General features: G+C 35.4%; 9 protein-coding genes. 4 read left to right on the forward strand and 5 right to left on the reverse strand.

The features are described 5' to 3' along the window. Window positions 1–185 precede the first annotated feature (185 nt). Together ACMZ6Z_RS02880 and ACMZ6Z_RS02885 are read left to right on the forward strand one after the other, a co-directional pair. Complete coding sequence (locus ACMZ6Z_RS02880) at window positions 186–509, forward strand: hypothetical protein (RefSeq protein ID WP_416131160.1); 324 nt, start codon at window positions 186–188, stop codon at window positions 507–509. Window positions 510–657: 148 nt separating this feature from the next. Next, entirely contained in the window at window positions 658–1,245 is a 588-nt protein-coding gene (locus ACMZ6Z_RS02885; RefSeq protein ID WP_416131161.1) for a recombinase family protein, read from the forward strand. A 149-nt stretch (window positions 1,246–1,394) separates the two neighbouring features. On the opposite strand, the gene ACMZ6Z_RS02890 is transcribed toward ACMZ6Z_RS02885, so the two are convergent. The 5 genes from ACMZ6Z_RS02890 to ACMZ6Z_RS02910 are packed head-to-tail and all read right to left on the reverse strand — an operon-like array spanning window position 1,395 to window position 4,385. Beyond that, entirely contained in the window at window positions 1,395–2,093 is a 699-nt protein-coding gene (locus ACMZ6Z_RS02890) for an ABC transporter permease (protein WP_416131162.1), read from the reverse strand. Window position 2,094: 1 nt separating this feature from the next. After that, entirely contained in the window at window positions 2,095–2,973 is an 879-nt protein-coding gene (locus ACMZ6Z_RS02895) for an ATP-binding cassette domain-containing protein (protein WP_416131163.1), read from the reverse strand. Then, on the reverse strand, window positions 2,970–3,836 hold the full coding sequence (locus ACMZ6Z_RS02900; protein ID WP_416131164.1) for an MFS transporter: 867 nt from the start codon (window positions 3,834–3,836) through the stop codon (window positions 2,970–2,972). Before ACMZ6Z_RS02900 ends, ACMZ6Z_RS02895 begins: the two co-directional genes overlap by 4 nt. Next, window positions 3,837–4,217 carry a hypothetical protein gene (locus ACMZ6Z_RS02905; RefSeq protein WP_416131165.1) on the reverse strand — a complete coding sequence of 127 codons (381 nt, stop codon included), beginning with the start codon at window positions 4,215–4,217 and terminating at the stop codon, window positions 3,837–3,839. Window positions 4,218–4,223: 6 nt separating this feature from the next. Next, window positions 4,224–4,385 carry a hypothetical protein gene (locus tag ACMZ6Z_RS02910; protein WP_416131166.1) on the reverse strand — a complete coding sequence of 54 codons (162 nt, stop codon included), beginning with the start codon at window positions 4,383–4,385 and terminating at the stop codon, window positions 4,224–4,226. 97 nt (window positions 4,386–4,482) lie between these two features. Between ACMZ6Z_RS02910 and ACMZ6Z_RS02915 the strand changes: the two genes are divergently transcribed. Then, on the forward strand, window positions 4,483–5,340 hold the full coding sequence (locus tag ACMZ6Z_RS02915; RefSeq protein WP_416131167.1) for a helix-turn-helix domain-containing protein: 858 nt from the start codon (window positions 4,483–4,485) through the stop codon (window positions 5,338–5,340). A gap of 271 nt (window positions 5,341–5,611) precedes the next feature. Then, window positions 5,612–5,872 carry a hypothetical protein gene (locus tag ACMZ6Z_RS02920; RefSeq protein WP_416131168.1) on the forward strand — a complete coding sequence of 87 codons (261 nt, stop codon included), beginning with the start codon at window positions 5,612–5,614 and terminating at the stop codon, window positions 5,870–5,872. Window positions 5,873–6,000: the final 128 nt, after the last annotated feature.

The following is a 6,000-nucleotide window of genomic DNA, read 5'->3' on the forward strand; positions in this document are numbered from 1 at the left end:
CCAATAAATAATCACCTTATTGTAACACAAAATACTTGATAATTCACTATTATTTGAAATGGGATTAGATAAAAAATTATAAATACAAGAAGTCACGTGACAATCGACAAAGAATTCACTTCTCAGAATGGAAAGAAGATTTTTTATCGTATCTTCAGAAAGAAACGAGTGCTATTGATCCCTATTTGCGTGTAAAAAAGAAAGACATAGTCCATGAAATAGGGATTCCAGAACGTTCTTTGGATTATGTGTTGAAGCAACTCCAGTTTGAAGGTAAGCTCCTTTACTCGTTTAAACGCGGACGTCAGGGAGGTATTCTAATTGCTTCAGTTATTTCTTTGGCTATCTCTTTAATGAATAAGACTAAAGAAGCACGTAGGGACTATTATATAGCCCTCTCTCGAGTTTTTGGAGAGAAGCTTTCCCTATTATCAAAGCTTATGAATAGAACCTTAGAGAAGTTCCAAGAGACTTCTTTAGGGATACTATTCGAGTTAGATACAGGATGAGAGATTAAACACGCAATATGCCATTACATTATATCTATGATAGTGGGCTGTGAATGAGATCGGACAATAGGGTATAATCTAAATGTACTTTCTTATTAGCGTAGTGGTTAAGTCTTTTTACTAGGTCATTTAAGTTAGGCAGAATATAATGAGTAGAATAGGTTATATTAGAGTTAGTAGTTCAGAACAGAACCTGGATCGGCAGATAGAAAAAATGTCTGGTGTTTTCAAGGTGTTTTCTGATAAGTTAAGTGGTAAAGATACAGATCGTCCAGGATTAAAATCTTTATTGTCTTTTATTCGTGACGGGGATATTATTGTTGTTTCTGAACTAGATAGATTGGGACGTAATAATAAAGAGTTGACTGAAGTGATGTCTATTATTCAATCGAAAGGGGCAACAATTGAGAACTTAAGTTTGCCTAGTTTATCAGGAATTGAGAATGAGAACCTTAGGCGTTTACTAAATAACTTAATTATTGAAGTCTATAAGTATCAGGCTGAAGTTGAGAGAGTTAGGATTTTAGAACGTCAACGCGAAGGTATTGAAATTGCTAAAAGGAAAGGTAAGTATAAAGGACGTAAACCGATGTTTGCGAGGAATGATACGAAATTGCAGCATGCTTTTGATTTGTTTTTAACTGGTCATTCAGATATGGATGTGGAGCGTTTGGTTGGTATAAATGCACGTACTTTTCGCAGATATAGAGAGAAGTATGGGATTTTTAGAGAATAAAAAAATAGATTGTTGACTTTTACTAAGTAAGAAAAAAGAAAACACAACATAATGCATTATATTGCACCATATTGTGTTTTTGCTGGTAAAACCTGAAAAATAGATTTATAAATTTTAATAAAACCATGAAAGAAATGAAAAACACTAAATTATTTTAGTTCTTTTTCATTAAACACATAGTAGCTACCACCAAGAAGTAGAAGTGATAGTATAAAACTGAGAATCATAGTAGTTGGTGGAATTTCTACTCCATTTTGGAGAGAAAGGAAGATAAAGTAATCTACTGGGAAGTCCAGGTGCAGGATATTCGAGAGAATAAGACGGCAAACATTATCAAATAGTAAAGAAATCAAGATATAAGCTAGATAGGCTTGTCCGACACGATTCATGATGATAAAGAGAAAGTCGCAAAGAATGGAAATGGCAATCAACAGAGGAATCTGATGGAGAAATGCTACGCCAAATACTTGTAGATCAACTTGCCCACCCATCAAGACACGAAAGCCTGCAGAAATGAGATAGCTGAGTGCTACATAGAAGAGATTGAGAAGAATGGTTGTCAGAATCTTGTAACTAAACAGTTTTTGACGGCGTTTTTGCTTGATGAGGATGTTATTGATGGTGCGATGGGCAAAGTCCTCTCCGAATAGAATGTTGGTCGGAACAATGAAAAAGAGCATGATAAACTGTGTCAACAGTTGAATGAGTGATACCGTATTATCTGCAGAAGGGCTATCTTTGAAAAGAAAGGCAGATAGCAGGGAGAGGAGGACTAAAATCCCTAATGAAATCAGTAATTTCTTTTCTTGCTGGATGCGGTAGATGTCGGCTTTTAGGTAGTGAATCATATTATTCTCCTTGTTTGATAAGGTTAAGGTAGTAGTTTTCAAAGGATTGTTGTTGCTTAAAGATGGCTTCAATGTCGATGGACTGGCTCAGCATTAGATGTATCATATCCATTGGCTTGGTGTTGATAGGCAGAGCCAAGTAGTCGTTTTCGACCTGATAAGGGATAGACTGACCTTGTAGAATCTTCTCAGCAGCCGTATTATCAGTGGTTTGGAGATAGAGCTTTCCTTGTAATTCTTGCGTCAAGGAATTTTTGGACAGTTTCTTGAGAATTTTTCCTTGATGCATGATGATGTAGCGGTCAACGACCAGCTCGAGTTCTGACAGGATATGGCTAGAGATTAAAATCGTCATCTTGTAGCTGTCTCTTAGATTAAGAATGATTTGCCGCATCTCCTTGATACCCACAGGGTCTAAGCCATTGATTGGCTCATCAAGAATAAGAAAGTCAGGCTTGTCTAAAATAGCGATGGCAATAGCCAGACGTTGTCGCATACCCAGGGAGAAGTCCTTGGATTTCTTTTTGGCATCCACATCAGAAAGCCCCACAATCTCTAAAATATTCAGCAGTTCTTTATTGCTATAATTTAGATTTAGCTGCAGGGAGAGGTAGCGAAGATTGGCCAGGGCTGAGAGATTGGGTTGAAGTGCTGGAGACTCAATCAAGGCACCAAGACGGATAGGTTTATCCATAACCATCTTGCCAGATGTCGGACGGAGAAGGCCTGCTAGCATGCGTAGGAGGGTCGTTTTACCAGCTCCATTTTCTCCAACAAGACCGCAGATTTCGCCCTTTTGAATGTCGAAGGAGAGATGATCAACAGCGTGCTTGCTTTGATAGGTTTTGGTGATATTTGTTACAGAGATAAGTGATGTCATAGTAGTTCCTTTGTGCGTTTTTTTCTTTGTTTGATGAATATCCAATAAGTAAATAATGCTGAGATAATGAGATAGAAGTAGCTAATTGCAACTGGAGATATTGAGGCGATAAGTACAGAAAATGATAGTTGTGCTCCAACAATTCCTAGCTGCATGGTTGTTCCAATTTCGCTCATGAATAAACCAATTTTTTCAGGCGAGAGGTTATTCATGAGAAAGCCATAGAATTTTGGACTAGCAGCTCCACTGGCAATCCCTAGCAGGAATAGTAGTAAGAAACAAAACCAAATATTTTGGCTCAAGAATGATAGAAATAGAAACGGCAATCCTAACATGGCAAAATAAAGAATTTTTTTCAGTGCTACATTTTGGAATATTGTATTCGCAGAGATATTTCCCAAAATATTTGCAACAGTCAGAATCACCCCCGCAAGAGAGATGGTTGTTGCTGCGTTAATGATAGTAAAATTCTTATTGTTTGTAATACCTGCAATAATGAGTGGAGTAATGATGGAAAAAAGACCATTCAGACATGCGATAATAAGGAGATAGTCAAGGAGATGAGGAATATTCTTTAAATGTAGGATGGCAGATTTTATTTCTTGCAAGAAATGATGATCGGTCTCGTTTTCCTCTTCGACATCTGTTCTATCTTCAACTTTTTGGAGCGGTGCTAATTGTGACCGTAGCAATAGCATAAATAGAGCACAAACTAGGAAAGTAGTAGCGTTGATAAACGCTAATGCTTGATAGCTGATCCAAGTTACTAAAACAGCTCCGCTTAATTTAAAAAGAATATTGAGTATTGAAGCAATACTTTGAGTAGTAGCGAATATCTGCTCTCTTTCCTCTTCTTCTATCAATTATAACTCAATCGGAAGGTAGAGACTATTTTCAAATTGACCTGCTAAATCAGATAAGAGATTGATTGCTGAAATGGTAAGTATAACCCAAAGAGCAGGATTAAATGAAATGAGAAAGCCAACAAGAAGATAGAGAATGAATCTAAATACTTGTGTTAGCATGATAAAGTTGATTTTGTTTTTCGTTTTGTCAGCGAGATAGCCCATCATAATCTTGAAAAAGATGGGAATCGTCTCAGATAATGTGATAATAGAGAGAGCTAACTGACTATCTGGTAATAGAATGATGTAATTCATTAGAGATAGATAGTAGAGCGTATCTCCAAAATCAGACAAGAGGTCGTTAAAAAAGAGTGAGTAGAAGATTTTCTTTTGATTCATATTGTTTTACCATATGAAAAAATCTTTTGGGAGTTCTCGTTTAGTACGAGGATTTTTAAAGATAGTATTTGTTTGTTTTGACTCAAATTTTGAGTGTTGATTGGCAAGTGCAGGTGAAGTATTAAGGATCACAGAGAGCAATGAGATAAGTAAAATAATTTTTTTCATGATATATTTTCTCCAATTAATTTATTGTTGACAATATGATAAACTATTTCTAGATAGATGTTGAAATCATTACATAAATGTAAGCGAGGCTTGTCAAATGGAAAAATATGGAAAAGTTTTTAAAACGATTCGAGAATCCAAAAAGATGTCTTTAAAAGAGGTTGCAGGAGATTTTGTAACCCCAGCTCAATTATCCCGCTTTGAAAATGGTAAGAGTAATTTATCTGTAGATACTTTCTTTAACTGCTTACAGCGTATGGATGTGTTACAGGGGGAGTTTTCTACTTTTTACAATATGTATTATCAATCTGAAGATGTTAGGGTATCTATTGACATCCGTAAGGCTTTACAAGCCCGTAATGGTAGATATTTTGAACAAAAAATCAACGAATTTCAAAAAAAATTTGAATCAGAAGGAAGAAAATCAGATCGCGTTTTGATTGCAGTTTTCCATATCATGTTGAATAAATGTAATTCCGATAAGAAAATTTCAGAAGTTGAAAAAAAAGTGATTGCGGATTACCTATTATCGATTGATGAATGGTGTCTCTATGAAATTTGGATTTTTGGGAATTGCATACGAAGTTTGAGTAGTCAAACGATTAACGTATTGTGTGCAGAGCTGATTGGTAGGACTCAATTTTATCATGGCATTAAAGAGAATCTCCGAAGGATTTATGGAGTATTGCTTGCAGCTGTTGGTATTTTGTTAGATAGAGGTGAGGAAAGATTAGCAGCTAAGCTGATACGTTCTATAGAAAGTTTTGGTATATTTGAGGATGATCTATTTGAACGACTTCAGATAACCTTTTATAAAGCTCAATTAAAGTATCTTCAAGGAGATCTAGAAGCATTTGGTACGATGAAAAAACTACTAGAAATGGCTCAACTACTAGAGTGTTATAACTTGTCTCAACATATAGAGGATACCATTTCCCAACTTACAGATATGTAACGATTTTTAAGTTCTCCAGCTCTTGGTGTAAGATAGTTCTTGTAAGGCTTACAAACACAAAAAACACTTTTTAAAATTTGGAGGAAACATATTATGACTACATTCGTTAAAGACTTGAATCGCAAACCAGAATTGGTGAAAGCAGCACGTGGAAAAGTCGTAAATACATTTATTTGTTTTGGTAAATTCTAAAATAAATAGCAACTAGGAGATACTTTTTTATAGGGTATTTCCTAGTTTTTTATTAAAAACAAGAAAGGAAGTACTAACTATGAAGAAATCACTTAAATTAGGAACGATTGTTTTGCTCGGTATCTTGGGCTTTACTCTATTTACAACTACAAAGAACGAACCACACATTTCAGCAGCAAAGAATAAATGGGTTATTTTTGGACCTGTTGATTTTTCGGATGATGAGGATGATGTAGAAGTTGACTATGATGATGCAGAAGGAGAAGACGATAAAGGAAATTGGCTTGAGAACCTTATTAAAAATCACAAAACTCCTTTCTCAAAGACAATTGAAAAATAAATGTCTTTGACATATACCTACCGAAATATAGAATACCTCCCTCCGATTACTTTTGGCTTTATAGTCATTTAGTTTTAAAACAGTATCTCAAACAAGATTGCATCGAGTGACCAAATCTTAGTCATTCG

The organism is Streptococcus pluranimalium, assembly GCF_047785705.1.
In the GTDB taxonomy this organism is placed as follows: Bacteria; Bacillota; Bacilli; order Lactobacillales; family Streptococcaceae; genus Streptococcus; species Streptococcus pluranimalium_A.